At 63.2% G+C, this 24,729-nt stretch carries 30 protein-coding genes; 14 read left to right on the top strand and 16 right to left on the bottom strand.

Features of this window, described 5'->3' with window-relative positions; genetic code table 11:
- Positions 1–97 precede the first annotated feature (97 nt).
- The 5 genes from B4393_RS07940 to B4393_RS07920 all read left to right on the top strand — a co-directional run bounded on the left by B4393_RS07940 (position 98) and on the right by B4393_RS07920 (position 3,228).
- Positions 98–652: an RNA polymerase sigma factor gene (locus B4393_RS07940; protein ID WP_078333661.1), complete on the top strand. Its 555-nt coding sequence runs from the start codon at positions 98–100 to the stop codon at positions 650–652.
- Positions 649–1,344, top strand: coding sequence for a Rieske (2Fe-2S) protein (locus tag B4393_RS07935; RefSeq protein WP_078333660.1), 696 nt, complete (start codon positions 649–651; stop codon positions 1,342–1,344). Before B4393_RS07940 ends, B4393_RS07935 begins: the two co-directional genes overlap by 4 nt.
- A gap of 353 nt (positions 1,345–1,697) precedes the next feature.
- Positions 1,698–1,892, top strand: coding sequence for a plastocyanin/azurin family copper-binding protein (locus B4393_RS28050; RefSeq protein ID WP_236737595.1), 195 nt, complete (start codon positions 1,698–1,700; stop codon positions 1,890–1,892).
- A complete protein-coding gene (locus B4393_RS07925; protein ID WP_078333658.1) occupies positions 1,889–2,818 on the top strand; it encodes a metallophosphoesterase family protein in 930 nt (309 codons plus the stop codon). The genes B4393_RS28050 and B4393_RS07925 overlap by 4 nt, the downstream gene beginning before the upstream one ends.
- Positions 2,815–3,228: a hypothetical protein gene (locus B4393_RS07920; protein ID WP_078333657.1), complete on the top strand. Its 414-nt coding sequence runs from the start codon at positions 2,815–2,817 to the stop codon at positions 3,226–3,228. Before B4393_RS07925 ends, B4393_RS07920 begins: the two co-directional genes overlap by 4 nt.
- On the opposite strand, the gene B4393_RS07915 is transcribed toward B4393_RS07920, so the two are convergent.
- Positions 3,229–4,002 carry an SDR family oxidoreductase gene (locus tag B4393_RS07915; RefSeq protein WP_043080237.1) on the bottom strand — a complete coding sequence of 258 codons (774 nt, stop codon included), beginning with the start codon at positions 4,000–4,002 and terminating at the stop codon, positions 3,229–3,231.
- A gap of 148 nt (positions 4,003–4,150) precedes the next feature.
- On the opposite strand from B4393_RS07915, the gene B4393_RS07910 reads away from it, so the two are divergent.
- From B4393_RS07910 to B4393_RS07900, 3 genes are all read left to right on the top strand, one after another.
- A complete protein-coding gene (locus B4393_RS07910) occupies positions 4,151–5,155 on the top strand; it encodes a LysR family transcriptional regulator (protein WP_078333656.1) in 1,005 nt (334 codons plus the stop codon).
- A complete protein-coding gene (locus B4393_RS07905; protein WP_078333655.1) occupies positions 5,145–5,777 on the top strand; it encodes a phosphoribosyltransferase in 633 nt (210 codons plus the stop codon). The genes B4393_RS07910 and B4393_RS07905 overlap by 11 nt, the downstream gene beginning before the upstream one ends.
- 95 nt (positions 5,778–5,872) lie before the next feature.
- Positions 5,873–6,532 (top strand): DedA family protein, encoded by a 660-nt coding sequence (locus B4393_RS07900; RefSeq protein ID WP_070937883.1) that lies wholly within the window; start codon positions 5,873–5,875, stop codon positions 6,530–6,532.
- A gap of 3 nt (positions 6,533–6,535) precedes the next feature.
- On the opposite strand, the gene B4393_RS07895 is transcribed toward B4393_RS07900, so the two are convergent.
- Positions 6,536–7,156, bottom strand: coding sequence for a CGNR zinc finger domain-containing protein (locus B4393_RS07895; RefSeq protein WP_078333654.1), 621 nt, complete (start codon positions 7,154–7,156; stop codon positions 6,536–6,538).
- A gap of 146 nt (positions 7,157–7,302) precedes the next feature.
- Here B4393_RS07895 and B4393_RS07890 point away from each other — a divergent pair, with 146 nt between their 5' ends.
- Both B4393_RS07890 and B4393_RS07885 read left to right on the top strand, forming a co-directional pair.
- On the top strand, positions 7,303–7,617 hold the full coding sequence (locus B4393_RS07890) for a hypothetical protein (RefSeq protein ID WP_078333653.1): 315 nt from the start codon (positions 7,303–7,305) through the stop codon (positions 7,615–7,617).
- 219 nt (positions 7,618–7,836) lie between these two features.
- Entirely contained in the window at positions 7,837–8,121 is a 285-nt protein-coding gene (locus B4393_RS07885; protein WP_078333652.1) for a hypothetical protein, read from the top strand.
- A gap of 73 nt (positions 8,122–8,194) precedes the next feature.
- Here the strand turns inward: B4393_RS07885 and B4393_RS07880 are convergent, their stop codons facing one another.
- From B4393_RS07880 to B4393_RS07870, 3 genes are all read right to left on the bottom strand, one after another.
- The gene (locus tag B4393_RS07880; protein ID WP_078333651.1) at positions 8,195–8,983 is read right to left on the bottom strand and encodes an SDR family NAD(P)-dependent oxidoreductase; all 789 of its coding nucleotides are present in this window, start codon (positions 8,981–8,983) and stop codon (positions 8,195–8,197) included.
- A gap of 55 nt (positions 8,984–9,038) precedes the next feature.
- Entirely contained in the window at positions 9,039–9,461 is a 423-nt protein-coding gene (locus B4393_RS07875; RefSeq protein WP_078333650.1) for a PPOX class F420-dependent oxidoreductase, read from the bottom strand.
- Between the two features lie 98 nt (positions 9,462–9,559).
- The gene (locus B4393_RS07870; RefSeq protein ID WP_078333649.1) at positions 9,560–10,273 is read right to left on the bottom strand and encodes a DUF1326 domain-containing protein; all 714 of its coding nucleotides are present in this window, start codon (positions 10,271–10,273) and stop codon (positions 9,560–9,562) included.
- 143 nt (positions 10,274–10,416) lie between these two features.
- Between B4393_RS07870 and B4393_RS07865 the strand changes: the two genes are divergently transcribed.
- On the top strand, positions 10,417–11,310 hold the full coding sequence (locus B4393_RS07865; RefSeq protein WP_078333648.1) for an amidohydrolase family protein: 894 nt from the start codon (positions 10,417–10,419) through the stop codon (positions 11,308–11,310).
- Here the strand turns inward: B4393_RS07865 and B4393_RS07860 are convergent.
- Genes B4393_RS07860 through B4393_RS07825 form a run of 8 tightly spaced genes read right to left on the bottom strand, consistent with a single transcriptional unit; the run spans position 11,271 to position 18,887 of the window.
- Positions 11,271–12,356, bottom strand: a complete 1,086-nt coding sequence (locus B4393_RS07860; RefSeq protein ID WP_078333647.1) for a flavin-containing monooxygenase — start codon at positions 12,354–12,356, stop codon at positions 11,271–11,273. The genes B4393_RS07865 and B4393_RS07860 overlap by 40 nt on opposite strands.
- A 10-nt stretch (positions 12,357–12,366) precedes the next feature.
- Positions 12,367–14,013, bottom strand: a complete 1,647-nt coding sequence (locus B4393_RS07855; RefSeq protein WP_078333967.1) for an AMP-binding protein — start codon at positions 14,011–14,013, stop codon at positions 12,367–12,369.
- 23 nt (positions 14,014–14,036) lie between these two features.
- Positions 14,037–14,342, bottom strand: a complete 306-nt coding sequence (locus B4393_RS07850; RefSeq protein ID WP_070937874.1) for an acyl carrier protein — start codon at positions 14,340–14,342, stop codon at positions 14,037–14,039.
- Positions 14,339–15,055 carry an ABC transporter ATP-binding protein gene (locus B4393_RS07845; RefSeq protein WP_078333646.1) on the bottom strand — a complete coding sequence of 239 codons (717 nt, stop codon included), beginning with the start codon at positions 15,053–15,055 and terminating at the stop codon, positions 14,339–14,341. The genes B4393_RS07850 and B4393_RS07845 overlap by 4 nt, the downstream gene beginning before the upstream one ends.
- A 5-nt stretch (positions 15,056–15,060) precedes the next feature.
- Positions 15,061–16,167, bottom strand: coding sequence for an ABC transporter permease (locus tag B4393_RS07840; RefSeq protein ID WP_070937872.1), 1,107 nt, complete (start codon positions 16,165–16,167; stop codon positions 15,061–15,063).
- Positions 16,164–17,354 (bottom strand): cysteine desulfurase family protein, encoded by a 1,191-nt coding sequence (locus B4393_RS07835; protein ID WP_078333645.1) that lies wholly within the window; start codon positions 17,352–17,354, stop codon positions 16,164–16,166. Before B4393_RS07835 ends, B4393_RS07840 begins: the two co-directional genes overlap by 4 nt.
- The gene (locus B4393_RS07830) at positions 17,329–17,730 is read right to left on the bottom strand and encodes an iron-sulfur cluster assembly scaffold protein (RefSeq protein ID WP_070937870.1); all 402 of its coding nucleotides are present in this window, start codon (positions 17,728–17,730) and stop codon (positions 17,329–17,331) included. Before B4393_RS07830 ends, B4393_RS07835 begins: the two co-directional genes overlap by 26 nt.
- The gene (locus B4393_RS07825; RefSeq protein ID WP_078333644.1) at positions 17,730–18,887 is read right to left on the bottom strand and encodes a LuxE/PaaK family acyltransferase; all 1,158 of its coding nucleotides are present in this window, start codon (positions 18,885–18,887) and stop codon (positions 17,730–17,732) included. Before B4393_RS07825 ends, B4393_RS07830 begins: the two co-directional genes overlap by 1 nt.
- A 110-nt stretch (positions 18,888–18,997) precedes the next feature.
- Here B4393_RS07825 and B4393_RS07820 point away from each other — a divergent pair, with 110 nt between their 5' ends.
- The 3 genes from B4393_RS07820 to B4393_RS07810 all read left to right on the top strand — a co-directional run bounded on the left by B4393_RS07820 (position 18,998) and on the right by B4393_RS07810 (position 21,877).
- Complete coding sequence (locus B4393_RS07820) at positions 18,998–20,563, top strand: acyl-CoA carboxylase subunit beta (protein ID WP_078333643.1); 1,566 nt, start codon at positions 18,998–19,000, stop codon at positions 20,561–20,563.
- Between the two features lie 73 nt (positions 20,564–20,636).
- A complete protein-coding gene (locus B4393_RS07815; RefSeq protein ID WP_078333642.1) occupies positions 20,637–21,056 on the top strand; it encodes a TIGR03618 family F420-dependent PPOX class oxidoreductase in 420 nt (139 codons plus the stop codon).
- An 11-nt stretch (positions 21,057–21,067) separates the two neighbouring features.
- Positions 21,068–21,877: an alpha/beta fold hydrolase gene (locus B4393_RS07810; protein WP_078333641.1), complete on the top strand. Its 810-nt coding sequence runs from the start codon at positions 21,068–21,070 to the stop codon at positions 21,875–21,877.
- Here B4393_RS07810 and B4393_RS07805 read toward each other — a convergent pair.
- The 3 genes from B4393_RS07805 to B4393_RS07795 form a co-directional block, all read right to left on the bottom strand.
- A complete protein-coding gene (locus tag B4393_RS07805) occupies positions 21,871–22,647 on the bottom strand; it encodes a glucose 1-dehydrogenase (RefSeq protein WP_078333640.1) in 777 nt (258 codons plus the stop codon). The genes B4393_RS07810 and B4393_RS07805 overlap by 7 nt on opposite strands.
- Positions 22,648–22,769: 122 nt before the next feature.
- Positions 22,770–23,285 carry a hypothetical protein gene (locus tag B4393_RS07800; protein ID WP_070937864.1) on the bottom strand — a complete coding sequence of 172 codons (516 nt, stop codon included), beginning with the start codon at positions 23,283–23,285 and terminating at the stop codon, positions 22,770–22,772.
- A 408-nt stretch (positions 23,286–23,693) separates the two neighbouring features.
- A complete protein-coding gene (locus B4393_RS07795) occupies positions 23,694–24,722 on the bottom strand; it encodes a nitronate monooxygenase (protein WP_078333966.1) in 1,029 nt (342 codons plus the stop codon).
- Positions 24,723–24,729 lie beyond the last annotated feature (7 nt).

Raw genomic sequence — 24,729 nt, 5'->3', positions numbered from 1 at the left:
AACCACCGGCACTACTTCTTCAGGGGTAGATATCCAACTGCCCTCGAGGACCTACAGGACTCGACGGACACTGCGGGGACGGGACCAACCGACGGTGATGACGCAACGTGATCCCACCGCCCGGCGCGGCCTACGGGCCGTTCCGACGGGCGGCGATCACTATGCCAACTGGCAGTCCGTATACGAAGACAATGTCGTCTGGGTCTACCGCACCATCTACGCGCGGGTGGGTAACAGACCTGACGCCGAGGACCTGACGGCCGAGGTGTTTCTTGCCGCCCTGCGCCCGCTACGCCTCACCGTAACCAAGGCCGAGGTACGGGCTTACCTGCGGACGACCGCGCGCACAGTCCTGGCCGCACATTGGCGCGAGACGCTGGGGCGCGAGATCACCTCGATCCCCGACATGCAGGACATCGCCGACCGACCTCCCGAGGCCGAGGAGTCCATCAGCACCGCGCCGCAACATGCGCGAGCGGTACTGGACGCACTACCGGACAACTATCGTCGAATTCTGGAACTGCGTTTCCTGCAAAGCTGTTCGATCAAGGAGTCCGCCGCGAAGATGGGTGTCACCGTCGCCAACGCCAAGGTGCTGCAGCATCGGGCATTGCGTCTGGCCGCCCAGATCAACGAACAGGACCTGTCATGAATCCGCGTGGGCTGCGCCGCTATGTCGACGACCTGCTCCGGGGTCGCCGGCCCAAGGCCTTCCGTCCCGATGATTTCGAGGCAGCACAGATCCGGACCGCGATCGAGCTGCGCGCCAGCCAACCCGGCGATGACGCACCGAGCCAAGATTTCCTCGCCGATCTACAGAGCCGCCTAGCCGAACAGATGGGTGATACCCCAGCGCCTTCCGGGCAAAACCGGTGGCAGGTGCCAAACCGGCGGACCGTCCTCGTCGGCACCTCCGCTGCCGCAGCCGCCGCCGCGGTCGCCGTCACCACCGACCGTCTGATCAACCCCAAGCCCGAGACCGACCCACAGCAGGAATCGGGCGAGATCGTCCCCAACACCGGCAGTTGGCAACGTGTGGCGGCCAGCAGTGCTGTCCCGGACGGTGCGGTGCATCCCTTCGACCTCGGGTTTGTCAACGGGTTCGTGCGCCGGGTAGGCGGCCGGGTCGAGGCGGTCTCCGGTGTCTGCACCCACCAGGGCTGCAAACTCTGGTTCGACGGGGCCCACGACCGGCTGCAATGCCCGTGTCACACCACATCGTTCACCACCGATGGACGGGTCATCACGCACCAATTGCCCATCGCACCAAAGCCGCTGCCCACGTTGGAGGTACGTGAGGCCGACGGTCACATCGAGGTGTTCGCACCGGACCGTCCGGTGTAGTTCGGCTGTAACCCCCGCCCCTATCTCTGTGCGGTGGTCCGCGACTCACCGCGGACTCGTTCATGGAAAGGGGCACCATGTCTTTGTCTTCGTTGCGCTGTGCCGCGGTCGCCGCGGCGATAGCGATCCCGCTCGCGGCGTGTTCCAGTGGTGCCGGCACGACACCGGATGCACCGCTGTCCATCACGGTCGCCTCCGATGCCAGTGGGACGCCGGGCATGCAGGGTCACGCCATGTCGGGAATGCCGGGCATGACTTCTATGCCGACAACCACAGGCGCTCCCTCAGCCCCGGCCCCGACGGGACCCGCGGTCAACATCGAGAACTTCGCCTTCAATCCCCCCACGTTGACCGTGCCCGCGGGCACCACCGTCACCTGGACCAACAAAGACGAAGAGCCCCACAACGTGGTGTCCGAGGACGGCGCGTTCCGCTCACCCGGGATGGACGCGCAGGGCACGTTCTCCTACCAGTTCACCAAGGCGGGCACCTACAAGTACGTGTGCGGGATTCATCCATTCATGAAGGCGACGGTGGTAGTGCAATGACCGACGAACAAGATCCGCAACACATGTCCCGCCGCCAGCTGATTCGGCACACCGCCTGGTTCGGTGCCGCCGTCGCGTTGACAGTGGCTGGTGGGGAGGTGATCTCGCATGTGGCGGGTTCGCAAGCTGCCGCGACCACACGCCCAACACTGCGCTTCGCGCAGATCAGTGACAGTCATATCGGATTCAACGGGACGGCCAACTCGAACGTCGTCGATTCCTTTGGCCATGCGATCAACCAGATCAACAATCTGGGCTACACCCCGGATTTCGTGATTCACACCGGCGATCTCACGCATCTGGCCACCGATGCACAGTTCGATCAGGTCAAACAGATGCTGTCCGGACTCAGCACACCACACGTGTTCACGGTTCCGGGAGAACATGATTCGGTCGACGATGCCGGGCAGAAGTATCGCAACGTATTCGGCAATGGCACCCGCGGCGACGGGTGGTACAGCTTCGACATCGCGGGGGTGCACGTCATCGGACTGGTCAACACCCTCAACCTGAAGAAGCTCGGGCATCTGGGCAACGACCAGCTGGAGTTCATCGAAAGGGACCTTGCTTCCCTTTCCTCGGACACCCCGATCATCGTGTTCAGCCACATCCCACTGTTCGCCATGTATCCCGAATGGGGCTGGGGTACCGACGATTCCGCGCAGGCCCTGAGCTACATGAAGCGGTTCGCATCGGTGACATGCCTGAACGGCCATGTGCACCAATTGTTTACCAAGACCGAAGGAAACATCACCTTCTACAGCGGGACCACAACGGCGTACCCCCTGCCCAAACCGGGCGACGGCCCGGCCCCCAAGCCGGTGACGCTGCCCGCCGGTCAACTGCACGACATCCTCGGCATCCGCGAGGTGAGCTACCTGAAGGGCAGCCAGGCCCTTGCCATCAAGGAGGACAAGCTGACATGAACATCACGTATCGTCTCGCGCTGGCCATGGCGTTGGCCGTCAGCGGATATGCTCACGCATACCTGTATATGCATGGTTACCAACATATTCCGACCATCGGCCCCGCGTTCCTGGTGCAGGCCGCCGCCTTCTTCGCGATGGCCGTCCTGATCGTGGTGGGTGCACCCGATTGGACGGTCGCGGCGGCAGGTCTGGGCTCGGCCGGGGCACTCGTGGCGTTCGCGCTGTCCCGCACCGTCGGCCTGTTCGGCTTCTCCGAACGCGGTTGGACCCCGGCTCCGTATGCGGTGATCAGTGTGCTGACAGAACTGGCCGCCGTCGCATTGGCGAGTGTCTTACTCACCAAGTACGTACGGCGGCCAGCTCCAGCGACTCCGACGTCCCGGACGGAGTCGCTATCGCAACAGTGACTACTTGGTGGTGTAGCCGCCGTTGATCAGGATGGTCTGCCCGGTGATCCACCAGCCGTCGCTGACCAGGAACCGGATGAACGGGGCGATGTCCTCGATATCGGTGAGTCCGGTTTTGGAGAACGGAGACAGCGCGGCGGCAGTCTTGTGGTACGCCACGGCATCTTCACCCTCCGCGGGGTAGAAGAAGGGCGTGTCCATCGGGCCCGGCCCTACCGCTGTCACCGAAATACCGCGCTCCCCATATTCCTTCGAGGCGGCACGGGTGAAGTGTTCGACGGGTGCCTTGGTTCCCGCGTATGCCGCATAGAAGGGGGTGTAGGCGCCCAGCAGTGATGTCACGAGCGTGACGATCTTGCCGTTGTCGTTGACATGTTTCCCCGCCTCCTTGAGGAACAGGAACGCCGATTTGGCATTGACCGCACTGGCCGAGTCGTACTCTTCCTCGGTGATTTCGGTGAACGGCTTCTTGATCACCTTGCCGACCGTGTTGATCGCAATATCGGGCCGGCCCACCGCGGCAACGGTATCCGCGAAGAGTTTGCTTACCGCGTCTCCAGTGGTCAGGTCGCCCTGGAACGCCACCGCCTTGGCGCCGGTCGCCTGGATGGCGGCCACGGTTTCGTCCGCGGCATCCTTGCTCGACGGGCTGTTGTAGTGGATCGCGACTGCCCCGGCTCCGTTGGCGGCGAGATCCCGAGCGATCAGCCCACCCAGATTCTTGCCACCACCTGTGATGAGTACTGTCTTACCATTTAGTGAATGATCCGTCACTCGATTATCTCCCTTTTCCTGCGTGGAGTCGTCCTTTGCGAGTGGGCTCCATGGTTACCCACATCTCCATACAAAATCGTAGGTTTAGCTAGCACAAGGGCAAACCACATTATTCTTGTATAAACACAAGTAGGAGTTGTCATTGCAGATGAGCGGGATGGCCGAGGGTAGTTCGCTGGCAGACTTGCTGGATTCCCGGCGATTGTTTCAGTTCGTGGTGGCCGCAGAGGCCCCGACGCTGGCGGCCGCCGCGGCGCAGCTATTCATCACCCAGCAGGCGTTATCGTCGGCAATACGTCAACTGGAACGAGATCTCGGTGTCGCGCTGTTTTCGCGTGCGCAACGCAGCCTGCAGCTGACCGACGCCGGTCACGAGCTGTATACCGGCGCAAAACCGCTTCTCGCCGGGATACGCGTGCTGGCCAACGCCACACGCAACCTCTCAGATCCACAGCGGGCCTTTGTCATTGGGCATTCGCCCGCCATTTCCGGAGAAGAGGTCTACCGGATCATCGAGCCGGCGGTCACCAGCGACCCCGCGGTGTCGATCACCGTGCGACAGGTCTTTCCGAGCACCATGCGCGATGGTCTGCTCGATGGCTCGCTTGACCTGGCGTTACGCCGCGGGATCGATATGCCCACCGACTTGGCCACCGACACTCTGCTCTACCAACCACTGCGTATCGCCGTCGTGCAGTCGCACCCGCTCGCCGCACAGGAGCGTGTCAACATTGCCGAAATCGCCGAGTACCCCATCGTGGTGTGGGCTCCGCCGCGTCATTCCTTTTACACCGACCTATTGGTTTCACACTGCCGCCGAAGCGGTTTCGAGCCCCGCCTGCTGATCAATCCGGTACAAGGCACTCCACCGCACACGGCTGTGCTCGCGCACCCCGATCACTGCGCCTTCGTCACCGACGACCCCGGGGACCTCTATCACCGCAAGGTGCGGGTGATCGAGATCGTCAATCCTCCTTTGGTTCCCATTCAAGCCGTCTGGCTTCCGCACTCCGTGTCGACCATTCGCACCAAGTTGTTCGAGGGCGTCCAGAGATCAACGGTTGTCAGCACACTGGCCCAGCCGGAAGATGGAGATATCCAGGCAACCAGCCAGGAACGTTCCCATGTCACACACACATCGGATGTTCAGTGATCGCCAGGACGCCGGCCGCGTGCTGGCGGGCATCCTTGCGCCCTACAAGACGCAAGACGTGGTGGTCCTCGCATTGCCGCGTGGCGGAATACCCGTCGGGCGAGAGATCGCAACAGCTCTGAGAGTCCCGCTTGAGGTGCTGGTCGTACGCAAGCTCGGGGTACCGGGACACGACGAGTATGCGATGGGGGCCATTGCCAGCGGAGGCGAAGTGGTCGTCGACGACGACATCGTGCGCACCATGGACATCACTCCGGAACAACTCCGCGACGTCACCGCCCGCGAGTGGCGCGAACTGGCCCGCCGCGAACGGCTGTACCTGACCCATCACGGCACCGAAATCAAAGACAAGACGGTGATTCTCGTCGATGACGGGATCGCTACCGGCGCGACCATGCGCGTGGCGTTGTTGACCATCAGGAGGGCATTACCGGCACGAGTGGTGGCGGCGGTTCCGGTAGCCCCGCGCTCGGCGTTCCGCCGATTCGGTTCCCTGGTGGATGATTTCGTCGTCGCGTCGTGCCCGTCCCGATTTCAGGCCGTGGGCGACGCCTATCAAGACTTTCACCAGGTCTCCGATGAGGAGGTGCGCGCGCTGTTATCACCACCGGCGGTCCGGTAACCCGTGAGCGCTCAAAGTGCCGTGACGGGCACTTCGCCAGGTGGGGTTCTCGTGTTGTTTCCTGTCCAGCAATGTTCCGTAGCTAGCTTCCAGCCATGGACATGGGTCTGGCGCCCGCGGACGTCATGGATCCGATGTACTGGCTGGGCGAGGGCGGTCTGTTCGGTGGCGCCGTGCTGGCCGGTGTCATGGTCATCGTCTTCATCGAGACGGGCCTGCTCTTCCCGTTCCTGCCCGGAGACACCCTGCTGTTCTCCGCGGGACTGATTGCCGCTCAGCCCAACTCCCCCGTCGCGATCCAGGTGTTGGCTCCGTGTGCCGCAGTGGCCGCGCTGCTGGGCAGCCAGTGCGGGTACTTCATCGGACGTCGACTCGGTCCGGCGCTGTTCAAGAAGGAAGACGCGCGCTTCTTCAAACAGCGCTATCTGACCGCCTCCCGCGAGTTCTTCGACAAACACGGACCCAAGACGCTTCTGGTTGCACAGTTCATCGGCGTGGTGCGGACCTTCACCCCCGTGATCGCGGGCATGTCGGGCATGCGTTATCCAATATTCCTGCTGTACAACGCCATTGGCAGCGCCGCCTGGGGTATCGGCCTGACGATGATCGGCTACTTTCTGGGCAATATCGCCTTCGTCGGCGAACACCTGGACATCATCATCCTGATCATCGCCATCTTGTCGACCCTGCCCGCAGCGGCCACGGCCGCCAAGGTGTACCTGGAGAAGCGGCGCGCGGTCCCCGAGAACGGCTGACCATCAGGACCCGGCCGCGGCGTGGCGGTCATAGTGCCGCTTGACCCGCGCCCGGTTGCCGCATTTCGGCGTGCACCATTCCCGCCTGGGGTGTTCCTTGACGAAGAACAGCACGCAGTGCGGGCCTAGGCAAGCACGCAACTGGTGGCGTGTTGGGCCACCCAAGAAGTCGATCGCCTGACGCGCTATCAGCCCCACGGCCAGCCGCGCCTGCGACCCGCGTACAGTCGCCGCCCGGATCGGCTCTCCATCGACGGGCCACACCAACTCGGCGCGGGCATTCGCGAGCATGTTGACCGTCGCCACAGCCTGGGTGTGTGTCATCGCGGATGTCGACGGCCGCGGATCCTCGGTGATTTCGGCAGCCAGACTCCGCAGCGCGTCACGCAGTGCCCTGAGATCATCGGCAACCAACCGCGCGTCCTCCAGCGAGAAGGCAATGGTGTGCGCGCCCGATTCGGCAAGGATTCGATCCGCCATCACTTCGAGCCATTCGTACACAGCCTCGTCGGTGTCCAGGGCATCCCGAACATCCCCCCGACCACCACGAATGGTGTTCATCAGCTCGACGGGAAGCGGCTCACCCAATATGGCGGCGATCGTGCCCGACGTGCTCGTATCCATCCCCCGACTCTAGCTCTCCTAATGGATAGCGCCACTTGTAACCATGTGGCCTATCTAACAGTGCGGAGAGAAATACTCGCTAATGGATAGAAGTTGCCTCAAGCGTTAGCACTTAATTGCTCTACCTCACGACAAAGGAAACTGCCATGAACACCCGCATCGCCTCCCTCACTCGATCGGCCATCCGGTCGGCAGTTTCCTTCCTGGTGGCACTGGCCGCACTCGGCGCCATGGCCGTGGCCTCAGTCACCTTCGGCGCTCAGGCCTCTGCTGCCGGCGGCGGCGGATCGTCGGCATCGGACACCGTGGACAAGTTGCAGGCACAGGGCTACACGGTCCAGCTGAATGGAATTCCGACGGCGCCGTTGTCTGAATGTGTGGTGACCGGAATCGAAGGGCTGCGCGGGGCAACCGCCTTCTCGACGGTGTACGTCGACATCTCGTGCCCCTCATACAACTGAGCCATCACACGCCAACGCGGACCCGCCCGGTCACACGACCGAGCCAGGGTTCGCGTTGGCGTATTCGACTGTCTTGCAATGCCCAGCGGTCCGGCCGACGCGTTTATTCCGCATCGGACTGACTGAGTTATCACAGGCACTTCAGGATGGCACCAGACGGCGCTCATGTTGTTAGAGGCATCGCAAGAGGATCTTCAAAAGCATTGGAGCGCAGAGAAAATGACCGCTATCGCCGGAACCTCGCAAGCAATATCAACCAACGTTCGCCGGGTTGTCGCCGTGGTCGGTATCGGTCTGGCGATCCTGGTGCCCACCCACGCCGCCATCGAACTGACGAGCAGCCCCACCTCAGCTGTCGTCGCCGGTGCCGGTAACAACGGCAGCGGGGGCGGCAACCGGGATCATGCTCGGCTGGGCACCGGGCAGTACGCGATGAACAACTCGGGTCCGCAGATGCGCTTCACCCCGCCGCCCAGCGGCCAGTACATCGGTGGCATCAACTAAGACGCAAAGACCAAGGGCCGCTTCCGGATCAGCCTACGGAAGCGGCCCTTCTTTGTGATGCAAGCCTGAATGGCTAGGGCAGGATCGAGTCGACGTAGCCGCCGTCGGCACGAACCGCAGCGCCGGTGGTCGCAGATGCCAATGGAGAACTGAGATAAACCACAAGATTGGCAATCTCCACCGGCTCGATCAAACGCTGCAACAGCGATTGCGGCCGATGCTTCTTCATGAATTCACGCTGTGCCTCGTCCCACGGCAGCGACTTGTCGACGAGCTGATACACGAAGTCTTCCACGCCCGCGGTGTGTGTGGGCCCAGCGATCACCGAGTTGACCGTGACACCCGAGCCCGCGGCGTCCTTCGCGAATCCACGCGTCACTCCCAGCAGTGCTGTCTTGGAGACGCCGTAGTGGATCATTTCCTGCGGAATGACGATCGCCGAATCACTGGCGATCTGGATGATGCGACCCCAGGCTGCGTCGACCATCCCCGGCAGGTATGCCCGAATGAGACGTACCGCGGACAACACATTCACTTCGAAGTAGTTCCGCCATTGCTCATCGGTGATCTCGCGCGCCGGTATGGCGCCGAATATGCCCAGATTGTTGACCAGAATGTCCACCTCGGGGAGCTGCTCGCGGAGCAGGTCAACGCCCTCAGCGGTGGAAACGTCGGCGGCCACGCCGATGACGCTCCCGTGCTGAAGCCCAACCTCGGCGACCGCCGCGTCGACACGCTCTTGAGAGCGCCCGTTCACCACCGCACGTGCGCCGCTGGCCGCGAGCTGCCGGACGATCTCGAGTCCGATGCCCTGCGTGGATCCCGTTACTAGCGCTGTCTTACCGGTCAAGTCGATGTTCACGTATCCATTGAAGACCTAACGCCCCTACTTCATTCCCGGGGTGCGACGGGTGCCCTTAGGCATCGCGGTTGTCGACTGCGAGCAGGTGCGGATCCGTGTCGGGGTCGTCGATACCGAAGCTGATGATCCGGCTGGGGGTGATGCGGATGATCGCGGTATCCAGCTCGTCGCCGGCGGCACCGCGAGCCACTGGGCCTACGGCGGATTGGGCCGTCCCGCGTATCTCCAAACAGCGCACCCGCCAGGGGTCTCGGGACGGGATGTCATCCACAACGAACGCGACCTTGTCGTTGTGGATGATGTTGCGGTACTTACGGCTTCGACTCATGTTGTATCCGGATACGTCTATCGTCCCGAGTTGCTCGTTGTACGAGAATCCAACCGGACTCACCTGGGGTGTGCCGTCGGGTTGAATCGTGGCAAGCCTGCCGAGGTCGGCTTGCCTCATGAATGCGATCTCATCAGGTCTAAAGGTCATACCCGCGACGCTAAATCCTCAACTGGACTTGAGATCAAGCTCTGCTGGACGGCGTGGACCGCACCCGAAATCCGATATCGGGTGCGGTCCGGCTTCGCTCAGTGTGAACAGCAGCAGCCGCCCTGCTGGGCCTCGGCCAATTCCTCGCTGACCTGTGGCGCCGTGCCGTCGGGGCGCCAGTCGAACGGGAAGTGCTTACTGGATCCGCCACGGTGCTCGTGCGACCATTCGAACCCGACGGAGTGATCCTTCGTGACTACACCCCAGGTCGCGACCTGACCCGGTCCAACTTCCGCACCCGGCGCGTTCGCGGTGGTGACCCGCCGACTGGGGTCGGCGGTCGGGCCGGTCAACGCCTCGACGTGCAGATCCACCTTGCCCGGAATCTGTGCACTCCAGCTCGTGAGATCGTCAGCCTTGTCGAAGTTGATCGGAACGTATTCGATACCGCGCAACTCCTCGATGAGACTCGCGAACTCGGCCGGCCAGCCGCCTTCCTTGCCGGTGAAGATGCGTTCAAGCGCGATGCGCTGCCGGGCGTCGGCATCCTCGTCGATGTAGAACATCAGCTTCATGGTCGCGTCCGGATCGCCGATCCACATGTTCCCCTGAAACTCTCCCTGGGCGATCACGCCCAGGCCGGTCAAATCCACATCGCCCCAGTGCCCCTCGCTGACATGCCACACCAGGGTGAACAGGCAGTCACCGTGGGTGGGTTCCTGCGCGAAGCTGCACGGGCACGGCAGCTTGCAACTGCACACATCGAACCAGTCACCCTTCAGGTTCCAGTCGTAGGTTTCCGACGCTGTCATTTGTCCATTCCTTTCCATACCCCATGGGGGTATCTGACCAGACCGAACGTAGCATCGGGTCGTCCGGATTGGCAAGTACCCATAGGGGGTATATTTCGTCGGGCCTGGTTCAGCGGCGTCGATCGATTGATATAGATAGGCGCATGCCCGTTTCAGCCTTCGACCCGACGCCCGTCAGACAGATCTGGCAGCAGCTGGAAATTCCCGGCATCGTGGACGTGCACACCCACTTCATGCCGAAATCCGTCATGGACAAGGTGTGGGCGTACTTCGACTCGGCCGGCCCACTGGTTGGGCGCCCCTGGCCCATCACCTACCGTGCCGAGGAGTCCCAGCGGGTCGCGACGTTGCGCGAGTTCGGAGTACTGCGCTTCACCTCGTTGGTCTATCCGCACAAGCCTCAGATGGCGGCCTGGTTGAACCAATGGGCCGGCCAGTTCGCGGAGCAGACACCGGACTGCGTCCACACCGCCACCCTGTTCCCCGAGCCCGAGGCCGCCGACTACGTGCGCGACGCCATCGAAGCGGGTGCCGGCGTATTCAAGGTCCACATTCAAGTGGGGGCCTTCTCCCCCACTGATCCTCTACTTGTTCCGGCATGGGGTCTCATCGAGGACGCCGGCGTTCCCGTCGTGATCCATTGCGGGTCGGGTCCAGCACCGGGTGAATTCACCGGCCCCGATCGAATCAGGGCCCTTCTCACACAATTCCCTCGCTTGCGCCTGATCGTCGCCCACATGGGAATGCCCGAGTACAGCGATTTCCTCGATCTCGCCCAGCAGTACGACGAAGTTCGGCTCGATACCACCATGGCCTTCACCGCCTTCTCCAACGAGAAGGCGCCCTTCCCACCCGCCGACTACCCCCGGCTTGTCGATCTGGGCCACAAGATCTACTTCGGCAGCGACTTCCCCAACATCCCCTACGGATATGCCGAGGCCATTACCGCAATGCAGTCCATGCCGGGCATCGACGAGGACTGGATGCGGGACGTCCTCTACCGCAATGGCGCCAAGCTATTCGGTGTGGACGGATAGCGTCGGGACTGTTGACGCAGCAAGCGGTCGACGACGAAGACGGCGTCTCGCCCGACTCCTCGCAGTGTCGCTGAGGACAGCGATCGCTGCCACTCCAGCCCGACGTATCCCAAACCCTGGCGCGAGATCGCTATCCCGTTCCGATGGCGCGGAACACCTTTGGTGTCGAGCACGCCCAAGCCTGCCAGATAGCCGACGTCTGGCCGATATCCCGTCGCCCATACGATCGTGTCGACAGATTCGACTGTGCCGTCGGCCCAGACCACCGCATCATTGTCGAAGCGTATGAACATCTTTCGGCGATCGGGGCATCTCGCACCGATCGCCGCCCGATACCGGCCGTCATCGAACACCGGCGCGTTGGGCCGACGGGGTAGCCAAGACCCGACAGGGGCGGTATCCAAACCCGTTCTGGCATACCAGAAATGCATATCGAACCCCAGTGGACGTTGTGGTACCACGCGTGGGCGACCGCGGGTAGCCAGCGTGACCGCCGCCGTTTCTGCAAGTTCCACCGCGATCTGCACTGCCGAGTTTCCCGCTCCTACCACCACCACGCGCTCACCGGCGAACGGTGCCGCCGCTCGATACTGTCCGGCATGTAACTGACGTCCCGAAAATGATTCGGCCCCGGAAACCGGGGGAACATACGGGTTTCCGTACGTACCGGTAGCCACGATCAAGATCGGCGACACGAGTACGTCACCGTCATCGGTCAGTACCGAGTAACCGTGTACATCCGCGCCGACTCGCACCACGCGGCATTCCGACCGAATCTCGGCATCAAGCCGCGTCGCGTAGTCACGCAGATACGCGATGACCTCGTCTCGCACCGGATAACGATCGGGATCGCCCGGGAACGGCATACCCATCATGCCGGAGTACCGCGCCGGACTGAACAGGGCGAGGCTGTCGTAGTAGTGCTTCCACGCGCCTCCCAGCCCGTTATCCGCCTCCAAAAGGATCGGGTGTAAGCCCCTGTCAAGCAATGCTTTCCCGGCTGCCAGGCCCGATTGCCCCGCGCCAATCACCACGGCGTCACACATTTGTGACACGTCAACCTCCAGTCTGTACCAGCTGCCCCGTCCGATACGCCTCACGCACCTTGAGCCGCTGGCGCTTGCCGCTGGTGGTCCGCGGGATCGTGCGGGCCGGGACCACCAGAACCTCATCAAGGGAGAACCCGAAAGCGGCACGGACACCGCCGGCGATACGTGCCCGAAGCTCGTCATACTCGTCGGCCGCCGCCCGGGTTCCCACGACGGCAATCACCGATTCGCGGGCACGCTGCTCATCGTGCAGGGAGAACACCACGGAAACCCCTCCCGCGCCGGATAAACCGTCGATCTCCCGCTCCACGTCATAGGGCGGGAAGTTGCGTCCCCGCACGATGAGCATCTCTTTGCGACGGCCCACGACGAACAGCTCACCCTCGGCGAGGAAGCCGCGGTCTCCGGTGTCGTGCCATCCACCCTCGGGCGCGACCACCCCACCGCCGGGGCTCAAGTAGCCCAACATCACCGACGGCCCACTCACCTGAACATCGCCGACGGCCCCGTCGGGAAGCAATTCTCCTTCGGGCGAAAGGATTTGCAGCCGCAGGCCGTCGACCACCCGCCCGCAGGACACCACGAGCTGATCGTCCTCCGGATTCTGTTCGCCGCGCACCCTACCGAAGGACGTTCCTTCTGGCGAATGCGACTGCAGTGCAATACTTGTCGCAAGCACGGTTTCCGCCATGCCGTAGCACGGCACCAAGGCATCTGACCGCATTCCCAGCGGAGCAAGTCGTTCGGTGACCTCACGCAGCACCGCGTACGGAATGGGCTCGGCACCCACGTAGGCGTGACGCAGTGCGGACAAGTCCACGTCGGCGGGCACGCCGCCACGTCCGATCGCATCCGACACGGCCCGATACGCGAACGGTGGACCTGCGGTGTGGGTCGATCCGTGGTGGGACATGTGCCGTATCCATGACGTCGGATCGCGCAAGAATCCCATCGGGGTCATCACCCCCACCCGAAGACCGTAGAGAAGTGCGGCCAGCACTTGGATGAAGCCCATATCGTGATAGAGGGGCAGCCAGCTGAATACCCGATCTTGGCCACGCAATGCTCTTGTGCCGTAGGCGATTGCGCATGAATTATGGACCACGTTGCCATGGGTCAGCAGCACTGCCTTTGGTGCGGACGTGGAACCTGAGGTGAGCTGGATGTGATGAGCATCCGCGGGAGAAGCTGACGAAAGCAATTGCCAATCAATAGGATCCGCATCGACAAGGTCGCCGTACGCCAACACGTTCGGATGCGCAACAGCCACGGCCACCCGCGGTTGCGCAATGACCATGACCGGATTCAACACCTCGAGCGCCGCACGCACGTGCGCCACTCCCGCCGATTCCGGTCGCGAAGGTGTGGGCGGCGGCGCGACCGCGCACGGTACCGCGCCCAACGACAGCACCGCCAGCAGTGTGGCCAGGTACTCTTCATCACTCGCCGCGATCATGGCCACCCGGTCACCGCGCCGCAGGCCACTTTCCGCCAGCGCCGCGGCACGAATCCGGATGGCGTTCACCAGATCTTTCCCCGAAAGCGTATGCAGATGACTTCGCGAATCATAGAAGTCGATCTGCTCAAGATCTGAGCGAAGCAGCGCGGGATAGTCGATCGCACCCGTGGCCGTGGCCGGGGCGTTGACCGTCATGTGCTCGCGAATCGCGCGATCGCTCATGCCTGTTCGCGGCGTTTCGCCTTATCGCGCAGGCGCTGACGGATGAACGTGCCGACATCACCCACCACAGTGAACGCAAACGCTTCTTCTTCCGGGATGAACACCGTGAACCGGTCTTCCAACTCGTTCATCAGCGCCATCAGTACCACCGAGTCGATGGGAAGGCTCAGCAGCGCAGTTTCGGCACCCACGGCATCGAGATCGACCTGAGCCAGATCTTCCTCGGGGAGCAGCTTGGTCAGTGCCTCTCGCAGCGCGCCGATGATTTCCGCATCTTCGGGAAGCGCCAGGGTTTCGGTCATTGGTCCTCTTTCTCTAGCAGCACACCGTCTTCAAGATGCAGCACACGATCCGCGATATCCGTCAGGCGCAGGTCGTGAGTCACGATCACCACCGCCGCCCCTTGGCTCTTGGCCGCATCGGCAAGCTGCTCGGCCACCTTCTTTCCGGTGGCCGAATCCAGGTTCGCGGTTGGTTCGTCAGCCAGGACCAGACCCGGACGCGCGGCCAGCGCCCGCGCGGCAGCGACGCGTTGCTTCTCCCCGCCTGAGAGCGCGGGGGGACGGTGATCGGTCCGATGCGCCAGCCCGAGCTCCGCCAGAAGTTCCCGGGCACGTGACGCGGCCGCCGCCTTGCCCACCCCGGCGTAACGCAACGGCAGCGCCACGTTCTCCGCACTCGTCAACGCATTCAGGAGGTTGTACTCCTGGAACAGGAATCCCAGTTTTTCCAATCGGATTCGGGCGCGTTCACGCTCGCTCAGGTCACCCACGTTCTGGCCGCCGATCCTGACCACACCCGCCGCCGGGGTCAGCAGCAACCCCATGACCAAAAGTGCGGTGGTCTTACCGCCGCCCGAGGGGCCGACAACCAGCACGACCTCACCGGGGTTGACCGTCAGGTCCAGGCCCCGCAGTGCATGCACGGCCGCATCGCCGGTTCCGTACTTGTGCTCGATGCCCGTGAGCTGCAGAACCGGCTCATGCGAAACATTCGGTTTTTCAGAACTGGTCATTGCACTCACCTCCGGAACGCCTGAGCGGGATCAATCCGTGTTACCCGTCGGACCGGTATGAGTGATCCGATGACCGCCATCACACCGGTGGCTGCGGCCATCGCGGCGAGCATGATGGGAGTCACTTGCACCGTGACATCTCCCAGTCGGTCCTTCACCAGGAACTGCACTCCGTAGGTGATCCCGGCACCCAACAGATATCCGAGCCCGGCGATCAGCGCAGCTTGAGTAATCACGATGCGGCACAACTGTCCTGGGCGAACACCCAATGCCCGCAGCACCCCGAAATCACTCATCTGCTCGGTGGTGACAGCCAGCACGGTCAAGCCCACCAGCGCAACCCCGACCAGTGCAGCGATCCCAATCATCGTCTTGAGCGGTCGCCCGATCATCGAGATCACAATGGCACGGCTGTTCGCGGCGAAGGTCTCCGACGTCAGCGCATCCATTCCTGGCACCGTCTTTCTCACCGAATCCGCCACCTGGTCATCGGTGACCCCCTCTGCGGGCTGAACGAGGAAGTAGGACACCCGATTTCCGGCCCGTAGTAAGTGCGCGGCATCCGGCAGGGAGATGAACGCGTAGAAATTTCCTACGGCGGCAGTCTGATTGGACAGCCCCACAACCGTAAAGTCGCCGTCCACAAGCTGGACGGTGTCCCCGACATGAATCTTGTTCTTCTTCGCCAGCACCCGGTCCAACACCACCTCCCCGGAACCGGCGACATTGCGTCCTTCGGACAGCGACCACGGGCCACCCACTCCGGTGGCGGTGTCGTATCCGACAACGAAGTACGCGGTGTGCCCACCGTTGTGCACGAAATCTGATGGCAGACCAAGGATTGGCTCCGCCGACTGCACACCGGGCACCTTAAGTAGCCGGTCCTTGCCGTCACCGGGCAGCCACGACACTGCCCGGAACATCTGCGACACACCCGGCTGAACCACCCAGACCGCTCCCTTGGAGTGATCGATGTAGGTGGTCACCTGATTGGTGGTGCCGACGAAGATTCCCGACATCACCAATACCAGGATCACCGCGACGGCCACCCCGATCACCGACAGCACGAATCGGGCTCGCTCGGCCACAAGGTTCTTGACGGCGACGATCATCGGACCATCCCGCCTGCCATGGCGCGCAGCCTTCGCACCGCACGCGCGGTGACTTCGACAACCCTGTCCACATCTGCCGGTGACACACTCGGGCCCAGAGAGAACCGAACGGTCCCGCGTGCCTGGTCCTCGGTCAGTCGCATCGCCTGCAGCACATGAGAAACGGTGTCTTCGCCGGCATGGCATGCCGATCCGGTGGATACGTAGATGCCATGCATGTCGAGATCGTCGGCGAGGGTATCGGCCCGGATTCCGTCGAATCGCAGACTCACCGTCTCCTCCAAGACCGGTTCGCTCACGTTCAGATGCACGCCGCCCACCGCACGCAGCCCCTCGATCAGCTGCTCACGCCGGTCCCGCATACCCAGCCGGTAGCCCATCGCCACGGTGCGCAGACACACTTCGGCCGCGGCGGCCATGCCGAGGGCGCCGGGCACATTCTCGGTGCCCGCACGCAGCCGGTTCTCCTGTGGTCCTCCCCGCATCACCGGCAACAGCCGATGCCCACCGCGGACAAACAGCGCACCCATTCCGCGTGGCCCGCCGAACTTATGCGCAGACACCGAGATCATGGTCGCACCAACGCCTGTCAGGTCCAATTTGCCCGCGGTATGCACCGCGTCGGTGTGGAACGCGGTACCCGATTGCGAGGCGATATCGGCGATCTCCCGGACCGGCTGGATCGCACCGGTCTCGTTGTTGGCGTGCATCACCGACACCAACTCGGTATCGGGGCGCAGCGCGCGGGCCACATCCATGGAATCGAGGTGTCCAGTCGGTGCTGGATCCACGAAGGTCACCTCCACGCCCAGATCCCGCAGTGCGTGAGCGTTCGCGAGAACAGCCGGGTGCTCGATGGATGAAGTCACCAAATGGCCCTGGAAACCCACGGCTGCAAAGGTTCCCCATAAGGCCAGGGTGTTCGCCTCGCTTCCGCCAGAAGTGAGCACCACCTCATCGGCATCCGCTCCGAGCATCTGCGCGACGGTCTTCCTCGCATCGGTGAGGGCATCCGCGGCGTCACGTCCGGCACTGTGGCGGCTGGACGGATTACCCAGCAGCCGGTGCCCGTTCAGGACGGCTTGCGCCGCGCGCGGATGCAGCGGCGCGGTGGCGGCGTAGTCCAGATATATCTCGGCAGGGGCAACCAGTGTGGGCGGGCTAAGAACCGGGGATGGTGCTGACATCTTCGTGAATTCCGTTGCGGTAGTTGTTGGCTAGGCGTTGCGCGACATCGGCGCCGAGCGCCGCGACGTGCTGCTGTTCGGGCGAGAGGCCACCCGACCATTCGGTGACCTGAGTCGCTTCGATCGCCGCGATGTCTCCCACCGGCATCCCACTGAGACGCTCGGTGAGAATGGACGCCACGGCCAACGACGCCGAACACCCGTAGGCCTCAAAACCGATCTCACTGACGGCGTCATCGCGAACCTGAGCACTCAACAAAATCTGGTCCCCACACACCGGATTTCCGATGAAGGCGGTGACATCGGCATGTGCCAAGCGGCCCGAGTTACGAGGGTTGGTGAAGTGGTCGACCACGGTGGGGCTGAACCGGGGCACTAGGCGCCCACCGCTTCCGTCACCCCAGCGGAAACCAGCTCGCACTCGGCGACGACTTCTTGTGAGTCGATGTACTTTTCGATACTCACGGCGCAGCAGCCCAGTTCGGCACCCTGGCGCCGCCGCCGGAACTTGACGGTCTGGCCGGTGCGGCCGCAGGGGCAGTCGCTCTCGTCCACCTCACCGATGTCGTCGGAAAGCAGAAAGCCGGGATACGCGGTGTTCAGTGCATCGAGGATCGCTATCCCGCCGGTCTTTCCGGGCTGCAGTTCGATGGAGGCGTCGGTGACGTCCCGGATGGAGATGTAGCACCACGGCGGCACATGCTTGCGCTGATGCTCGCACTCGATGGCGAGCATGTTCGACTCGATCATCCCGTACATGTCGCGGATGCGGGTGCGGTCGATTCCCAGTACGCGCTGTGCCTTCTCGTTGAAGTCGTCGCGGCTGATCGAATTCCCGGTGTACTGCTTCCAGCCGCCGAGCATGATGATCAGCGAGTCGGGGTCAAGTGTGAGCGGAATATCCTCCAATTCCAGGTATTTCAGGAACCTGGCAATGATGAACGGCGGACCGATGAGGTGGCGAGTCATCCGCCCCTCCCAGCTCCGCAGATGCGCCAACGCCTCTTCGGGGTCGAAGGAGTACTCACGCACCACGTAGCGGTGATCGTCGAGCATCCCGGTGAGGAGATTGAAGATCTTCACCATGCCCATCTCGGGCACCTCGGCGGTGGACGGGCATAGGAACAGGCCCGCGCCCTGGGAGATACCGAAGAAGTCGCGGTACCCACCGAAGATTCCAACCGATGCCCTGGTCACCGTCCTCGAATCACGCCGTGCGACCGACGGCACACCGCTGGTACCGGTGGACCGGATCTCGATCTCGACTTCCTCTAGCCCACAGGTCATGAGCACATGTGCCCCAGCCTGTTTGAACATGCTGACCGGAAGCAAGGGGATGCGATGCAGGTCTTCGACGTCGCGAATGTCACCCGGGGTGAGGCCGGCGGCGTCACACTGGGCACGGTAGAAGCCGTTGCCTTCGAAGTGCACTGCGAAGGTTTCGCGCACCACATCGGTAAGCGATGCCCGCCAGTCGTCTCGTGTCATCCGGAGGGCTTCCCCCGGCATCCCGAGCATGGTGACCAAATCCACTGCACATCTCCTTTGACTGCCTAGCCCACACAGGGCACCGGTGGAGTGGTCGAATCATCGTGAGGAAAAGTTCCCGCAGACTTCCAATACCTTGTGGAAGAGTGCGACCTGTGCCGGACGATGATCTACGCGACGACCATGCCGAGCTACTACAGAGACGTGCGCTCACCGAGGACGCGGCCCGCCCTGAGGCCGTTGCGCGCCGCCACGCCGCCGGCGGTCGTACCGCCCGGGAGAACATCGCCGATCTGGTAGATGCCGGATCGTTGGTGGAGTACGGCCGATTCGCCATCGCCGCGCAGCGCGGCCGTCGCGACATCGCCGACTTGATCGCCCGCACACCCGCGGACGGGCTCGTCGCCGGAACCGCACGGATCAACGGCGAACTGTTCGGCCCCGGCCGCAGCGCCTGCGCCGTGCTGTCCTACGACTACACCGTGCTGGCCGGGACGCAAGGTGCACTCGGGCACCAGAAGAAGGACCGGCTCTTCGATCTCATCGAACGCATGAAGCTCCCGACGGTGTTCTTCGCCGAGGGCGGCGGCGGTCGCCCGGGCGATACCGATTACCCCGTGGTCTCGATGCTTGATGTCCGTGCGTTCAAGTTATGGGCGGCCTTGTCGGGGGTCGTGCCGCGGATCTCTGTGGTCAAGGGCAGGTGCTTCGCGGGCAATGCCGTCATCGCGGGCTGCTCTGACCTGATCGTGGCGACCAGGGACACGTCGATCGGCATGGGCGGTCCCGCCATGATCGCAGGCGGTGGACTCGGCGATGTGCATCCGGACGAGGTCGGGCCACTTGCGGTCCAGTCCCCAAACGGTGTCGTCGACGTGGTGGTGGATGACGAGCAGCAGGCTGTCGCCGTGGCCAAACGGCTTATCGGCTACTTCCAGGGCACGGTAGAGCCCGGCGACTCGGCCGACCAAACCACCTTGCGGACAATGATTCCCGAACGTGCCCGACGCGCGTATCCGGTGGGACCTATTATCGAGACGCTCGCCGACGCGGGCTCTGCGACCTTTCTGCGAGAGAAGTTCGCCCCCGAGATGGTGACCGCGCTCGCCCGCATCGAAGGCCGGCCGATCGGCATCCTGGCCAACAATTCGATGGTGATGGCGGGGGCGATCACCGCCGCCGCGGCGGACAAGGCCGCGCGGTTCTTGCAGCTCTGCGATGCCTTCGGATTGCCGGTACTCTCACTGGTCGACTGCCCGGGGTACATGGTGGGTCCGGCCGCGGAGGCCGACGCGTTGGTTCGACGCGCATCACGCATGCTCGTCGCCGGGGCTGCATTGCGCGTTCCACTGGTCGCGGTCATCCTGCGCCGCGGGTATGGCCTTGGCGCACAAGCCATGACCGGCGGCAGCCTGCACGAACCACTACTCACGGTGGCATGGCCGAACGCGCATCTGGGTCCGATGGGCCTGGAGGGCGCGGTTCGCCTGGGGCTACGCAAGGAATTGGAGGCAATTCCCGACGAGGCCGCCCGAGAGGAGGCGGTGCGTCACGCGACCGCCGCGGCGCAGGAGAATGCCAAGGCACTCAACGCCGCTCAGATCTTCGAGATCGACGACGTGATCGACCCGGCTGAGACGCGTGCACTGGTCGCCTCGACTTTCGCCGCCGCCATGCGGGAACCGCTGCCGCCGCGCCGCCCCGTCGTCGATACCTGGTAGCAGCTCGGCCACATCGATCCGGTTTCTTCGGGATTTGCTCTCAAGTGGACTTGAGATTCTAGGTTGTGGACCCATGACCTCGATCCATGATCCGGCCGTCCGTCTGTTTCTCGACTCCAATCCTGCCCTGATCGGGCAACTTGGGTACCTCGCAGTCGGCGGACGGCCGCTGATCCTCCCCATTTGGTATCGGCTGGCCGATGATCATCTCCAGTTCATCACACATCGAAACACTCTGAAAGTCAAGGCTTTACAACGTGATCCGCGTGCCGTGATCGCTGTGGCGACGCAGGCGGAGCCATTTCTCTACGTACAGATCCAGGGCGAGGCAACGATCGAACCCGACGAGTCCGGAGTGCGCGCCGCCCTACTGGACATCACCGCCCGATATCTGGGCGCCGATCGCGCCGAAGCCTATGTAGAAGAGCATCACAGCGCACCCGGCGAAGCAATCGTGCGCGTGCGCCCTTCCCGCGTCCACGCCTCTCTCTAGGGAGACCGACGATGCACACCATCACCATCGACGGCACACCGATCACCTTCGACGATCAGGGCCTGGACGACGGGCCCGCCCTCCTGCTGCTCACCGGGTGGGGGCACGATCACCGCGCCTATGACGAGCTGCTGCCCCATCTCGTCCCTCGTCACCGTGTCATCCGCATGGATTGGCGCGGCCATGGCATCGATCGCACTCCCGTGGCTGAATTCGGTCTTGCGGAACAAGTTTCGGACGTCGTCGGATTGCTCGATGCCCTGAGCGTGGACTCGTTCGTCCCCGTGGCGCACGCTCACGCCGGCTGGACGGCGCTGCAGCTCGCCGATCGGCTCGGCGCCGCGCGGGTACCGGCCGTCATGATCATCGACCTCATCATGACGGCCGCTCCCCGGGAATTCCTCAACGGCATCAGGGCATTTCGTGACCCCGTGCGGTGGCAGTCCAGCCGACTGGAGTTCCTCCGGACCTGGCTGGCCGGTAGCCACAACGAGGCCGTCAACCGGCACATCCGCACCGAGATGGGCGGATTCGGATTCGAGGTATGGGCGCAGGCGGGACGCGTCATCGACGATGCGTACGCCACCTGGGGCTCACCGATGTCCCGGATGGAGAAAATCATCGAGCCGCCGCGCGTTCACCACATCTTCTGCAGGCCCGAGCGCACCGCCTACGACGATCTGCACGACAAGTTCCGGGCGCGCAATCCCTGGTTCAGCTACGCCCGTCTGGACGGCACGACACATTTCCCGCAGCTGGAACTGCCGCTGCGGGTGGCAGAGGAGCTCCGGGATCTACTTGCCACCGACCGAGATCACTGACCCGTGATTGTTTTCAGAGTGGGGCCGGCGGTCCAGCCACCGTCTACGGCAAGCTCAGCGCCGGTGACGTAACTCGCGGCGTCCGACAAGAGGTAGGTTACGGCGCCCGCCACCTCATCGGCGGTGCCCACGCGGCCCATGGCAGTGATCGGCATGTTGCCCTCCCCCTGCTGGAAGCCCTCTTTGGCCGTCATCGGGGTGTACACGACACCGGGATGCACGGAGTTGACCCGAATCCGCTCGGGCCCAAGTTCAATCGCCGCAACCTTGGACAGGCCCCGTACGCCCCATTTCGACGCACCGTACCCGGAGGTGAGCGCCAGCCCGACCAGACCGGCAGCCGACGAGATATTCACGATCGAACCGCCACCATGTGCCCGCATGGGCGCTATGACGGCTTGCATGCCGATGAAGACACCGATCAGATTGACCTCGATCACCTTGCGAAAGTGTTCGAGCGCCTCATCGGCGACCAAGGCGGCACTGGAGATCCCCGCGTTGTTCGCCAACCCGCTGATGGAGCCGAACTCCGCCAGCGTGGTCTGGACAACCGTCTGCCACTGTTCGGCATCCGTCACGTCCAACTGTGCGAATCGCGCGGCACCACCGAGTTCGTCCGCCAAGTGGCGTCCCTCTTCTACGAGCACATCAGCGATGACGACGTTGCCGCCTTGCGACACGATCCGGTGTGCGAAGGCCGCGCCGAGCCCGCGAGCTCCACCGGTAACGATGACGTTCTTTCCTTGCAGCAGAGCAGAATTGCCATTCATGACTCCAGGCAAACCACAGCACTACCAGCAGGTAGCGAGTTCCTCCCGCCCATCGGGAGGAGTGAGCGATAACACCAGCGCACCCCAATTGTGGGGTGTCACCCAAGGTTTTTCAGATCTAGCTATGCCTCGACCGAGTCCGCCTCCGCGGGCCCATCCCCGGCGGGTGCCGGTCCGGGATGGGGCGCGAGCACCGACGCGGGAATCACCTCGGGACCGTCGCCATCGGCAGGCACATCCAAGGGCGCGGACCCCGCCGCCTCATCGTTGTCCATCGGTAGGTACATGTGACGCTGGAACTGGGGCTGGTAAGCACCGCCACCACCGATCTTCACGCCACCTCCCTCACCACTGGAGACGGCGGTGCCGTCGGGCAGCGTGACAGCGGTGTGACCGCCGTTCCAGCCGATCACCAGCGCACCGGGAGCGGTGCCGTACTTGAAACCACGGGCGAGCAGCGCGCGCTCCTGGTTCCCGGTGTTGAACCGAGAACCGAACGCGGGGCGATCGGTGGCGACGTTGGACACCCAGGAGGCCAGGCCGGAGCAGTCAGTGCCCCGAGGGGTGTCCCCACCCGAGACATACGGCGTACCCGAGACCTGATGGATAAACGCCAGCAAAGCAGCGAGATCAGACATGGGACGCGACGCTAACAACCAGCTTGATGGCCTACCAAAATATGTGGCTTGCGTCATATTTGCTGAAGATTATGACGGAAATTACTGTCCGCCAACGCGATACTGATTACGGTAGTCCATGTTCGAACGTTCGTCCACTCGGACAAACATGCAGGACACAGTCGGTTTGTCCGATGTTTGTCGCCGTTGACTCGAAATTTGCTGTGTACTAGCCGCATTGATCACTTTTCCTGCACATTGACGCATCTCTTGTATTAACGCACAAAATTTTCTGTTACCTATCCCACCTTTTGGCCGATGCCCGTCTCACTCCGTGGGATGGCTTGCGCGCTACCTCATTCGAAGATTCACGCCGCCTCACCGTGTCAAAAATCGACATTCCGGCCGTATTTTCCGTGTGCTTGCCGGTCAGCGCCGTGACTCGGCCAACTCGCTCATGATGTCGGCCACCGAGCCGACTCTGATCTTCTTGAATCCGCTTCCCGCCCAAACGTTTGTGGCCTGCGGATCTCCTGCGCGGACTGCGGCCGCCCGCACCGGGCTCGTCAGATAGTGCACCTCGGTGTATCCCAGCGGGGCCCGCTCTTCATGCTCGTCGATGAACCTGTTGCGTAAGCCGCGTGCGTATCGACCCGAAAATGACTTAGTTACAACAGTTTCAGAGAAATCCGGGTTCCGCAACGCGGCCCGATGGACGGGGCTGCTGCCCGCCTCATCGGCCAGGAGAAATGCCGTACCCAACTGTGCGGCAACAGCTCCCGCCGCTATTGCGGCGTTGACGTCCTCACCGGTGACCAACCCACCCGCAGCAACGGCCGGCACATCAAATTCTTCGCGCAGTCCGGCCAGCAGATCTGCCAATGGTTGCGTTGCCGGTGCGGCGGCCGGATCATAAGTACCGCGATGCCCGCCTGCCTCCGGTCCCTGCGCGGCCAGAACATCGACACCGGCTCCCACCGCTAACGCCGCCTCATGCATCGTGGTCACGGTGGCAACGGTCGCAATGCCCAGTTCCGTCAAGCTCCGGCGCTCCTCGGAACTCGGAGCACCAAATGTGAACGACACGACCTCCGGACACATCGCACGAACAACATCCAGCTTGGCGGCCCAGTCGTCATCGCTGAACCGAGGCGCCCCCAGCTCCACCCCATACCGCTGCGCCTCGCCGGCAAGCTCCCTGACGTATTGCTGGATCGCCTCGGCCGTTGCCACACTTGGTTGCGGGACAAAAAGATTCACGCCAAGGGCACCCGAGGTAAGGGCGCGTGCCGCGGCGATGCGTTCGGCCAGCACATCGGCGGTCAAATATCCCGCGGCCAGAAACCCCAACCCGCCGGCATTCGTCCCGGCGGCGGCGAGTTCGGGGGTACTCGGGCCGCCCGCCATCGGCGCCACGATCACACGGCGGGAAAGCTCGCGGAGATCAAAGCGGCCCACCGCCATG

Source organism: Mycobacteroides franklinii (assembly GCF_002013895.1).
Classification (GTDB): Bacteria; Actinomycetota; Actinomycetes; order Mycobacteriales; family Mycobacteriaceae; genus Mycobacterium; species Mycobacterium franklinii.
The sequence above is the reverse complement of the archived record's forward strand: the minus strand, read 5'-3'. Positions and strand labels throughout refer to the sequence as shown.